Source organism: Protofrankia sp. Cas8, assembly GCF_963555845.1.
In the GTDB taxonomy this organism is placed as follows: Bacteria; Actinomycetota; Actinomycetes; order Frankiales; family Frankiaceae; genus Protofrankia.
In genome coordinates this window covers 808-3,000 of sequence record NZ_CAUVXI010000318.1, presented here as the reverse complement: position 1 = coordinate 3,000, position 2,193 = coordinate 808, and the positions used below count along the sequence as shown (strand labels likewise).

The following is a 2,193-nucleotide window of genomic DNA, read 5'->3' as shown; positions in this document are numbered from 1 at the left end:
TTGAACGTGATCCGGTCCGGGTCGATCCCGGCGGCGGTCGCCGCCGTGCAGATCAGCGCGCTGATCGCGAAGTGGGTCAGCAGGTAGCCCCAGATCTCCTGGTAGACCAACTCCGGGGACTTCGAGCGCAGGACGCGCCCCGGTCCTCGTAGATAGGTTTTGAGCTGTTTGTTACCGGTGTCGTCGGCCGCGCACCAGGTCCGCCCAGTTGTAGAAGTTCCGGTCGGCCGTGACCAACCAGTCCGCCTGGAAGCGCGGGTAAAGGGTCCGGGCGAGGGTCTGCTCGCCGGTGGCCTTGCCCGCGCCGGCCGGGCCGAGCGCGGTCAGCACCGGAGCCGGAACCAGCAGCGGCCCCGAATGATGCTCCAACAGGTCCAGACATCGCTTGTGGTCAGCGTCGTCGGCATCGAGAGCTGCGACGAGCGGCCCGGTGTCAACCACTATCACGTGGGACGCCCCAGCTCCGCACGGATGATCTCCTCAGACCGAACAGCAAGATCCCCTCGGCCGCTGTGGAGCATGCCTGCGAATGACAGGCGACGCACCGGCTGCTCGGCAACGGTTCCATCCTGATCCTCAGCGGCTGGCTCACCCGCCGGCACCGAACTCACAAGGTGACGCACGACGTCCCGAACCGCACCAGCCTGTTCCAGGGTCAGACGGTCCACCAGTTCATGGAGTTCCGCATACGTCATCTGCATAGGACCATGGTAGGCGGCCGAGACCGAGGCCGGCTATGACGTTGCAGAGCCACGTCGCATGGGGGCCGCCGTCCACTGGGGTCGGCCCCTACAGACGTGGTGCCGATGCGGTTGCCGATCACACGAATGCCAGCGACGTCATCCGCCGGGCACGCTGCGATCTGCCTATTGTACCAGCCCTCGTCGTGCTTCTCGTGCTCTTCATCTCTGGTCCAGGGTGGCAGGGAGACGCTGACGGGCTGCGCCAGGAGCTCGGTGATTCTTCGTTCGATGACGGTGAGGTACTCCGCGCCGATCTCGTACCACTGGCCCTGCCAGTTGAAGTAGTGGACGATCCCGTCAGGAACCTCGACAGTGAGCCAGTGGTCGGCTGGAACCCTACGGCTGATCGGTTCCGCACCGTCGGTGTCGGCGAACATCCCGATGCGGCCTTGGCGCAGCGCCTGCAAGCGGCTCCCTTGCGGGCGGTGTCGGACGACTGCGACGAGCTCCTCAAGATCCAGCTCGGCCGGCTGCCAAGAACTACCCGCAATGGTCACCGTGAAGGACTCGGCGAACTCGAACCTGTCCCGGCATTCGCTGGGGACGGCCAATGCCATGTGGTTCGCTTCGCCTTCGCCCAGCATGGCATCAAGGCGCGCGTCGAAGTGCTGCGCCCGCTCGGACTTCGGACTGAGGGGCCGGACCTAGGCGACGGCCCTCACCGACGGAACCTCGAAGATTGCCATCAGCTCGTCCTGGGGATGGAAGGCGGTGTTGCCGTAGCTGGCCGCGCGGCTTCTCCGGGCACGTCAGGGTCCGTAGTCTTCGGCGATGGGCACCGATACGACCACACTGTCTGATCCGGGAGCTGGCACGCTGCGCGACGCGATGGTTGACCGGTTGCGTGAGCGCGGGGTCCTGGCCGACGCGCGGGTCATCTCGGCGATGCGAGCAGTGCCGAGGCACCTGTTCGTCCCTGACGCGCCATTGGTGCGCGCTTACAGCGGCGAGTCGGTAGTCACGCACCGCGACGCGCAGGGGGTGGCGACCAGTTCGGTCTCGGAGGCGGGCATCGTCGCGGTCATGCTCCAGCAGTTGGACCTCCAGCCAGGCGATCGAGTGTTGGAGATCGGGGCGGGCACCGGCTACAACGCGGCGCTCCTGGCCGAGCTGGCCGGGCCCTCGGGTGCGGTGACGAGTATCGACATCGACGCCGTGGTGGTCCAGGAGGCTGGGCAACGGCTGAGGTCCACCGGGTACGGGTCGGTGGGGGTGGTGTGCGCAGACGGCGATGCCGGTCATCGGCAGGCCGCCCCGTTCGATCGGATCATCGTGACAGCGGGGGCGTGGGATCTTCCGGCGGCTTGGCTCGAGCAGCTCGCTCCTGACGGGCTGCTTGTGGTGCCGCTGCGGCTGCGCGGGTTGACCCGTTCGGTGGCACTGCGACGCCAGGCGGGCCATTGGCGGAGCGTGTCGATGCACGAGTGCGGGTTCATGCCGATCCGCGGCC

Annotated in this window: 3 protein-coding genes and 2 pseudogenes; 1 reads left to right on the top strand and 4 read right to left on the bottom strand. The window is 67.1% G+C overall.

All coding sequences use genetic code 11. The features are described from left to right. The 4 genes and pseudogenes from U9977_RS26110 to U9977_RS26095 form a co-directional block, all read right to left on the bottom strand. Nucleotides 1–167: pseudogene (locus U9977_RS26110) on the bottom strand (transposase); the annotation flags it as partial. Between the two features lie 4 nt (nucleotides 168–171). Then, nucleotides 172–447: a hypothetical protein gene (locus U9977_RS26105; RefSeq protein ID WP_322751932.1), complete on the bottom strand. Its 276-nt coding sequence runs from the start codon at nucleotides 445–447 to the stop codon at nucleotides 172–174. Further along, complete coding sequence (locus U9977_RS26100; protein ID WP_322751931.1) at nucleotides 444–695, bottom strand: hypothetical protein; 252 nt, start codon at nucleotides 693–695, stop codon at nucleotides 444–446. Before U9977_RS26100 ends, U9977_RS26105 begins: the two co-directional genes overlap by 4 nt. Continuing rightward, a pseudogene (locus U9977_RS26095) lies at nucleotides 692–1,375 on the bottom strand (DUF6119 family protein); the annotation flags it as partial. The gene U9977_RS26100 and the pseudogene U9977_RS26095, both read right to left, overlap by 4 nt. Nucleotides 1,376–1,514: 139 nt before the next feature. Here U9977_RS26095 and U9977_RS26090 point away from each other — a divergent pair. Next, nucleotides 1,515–2,193: methyltransferase domain-containing protein (locus tag U9977_RS26090; protein ID WP_322751930.1), on the top strand; the 679-nt coding region annotated here is incomplete at its 3' end.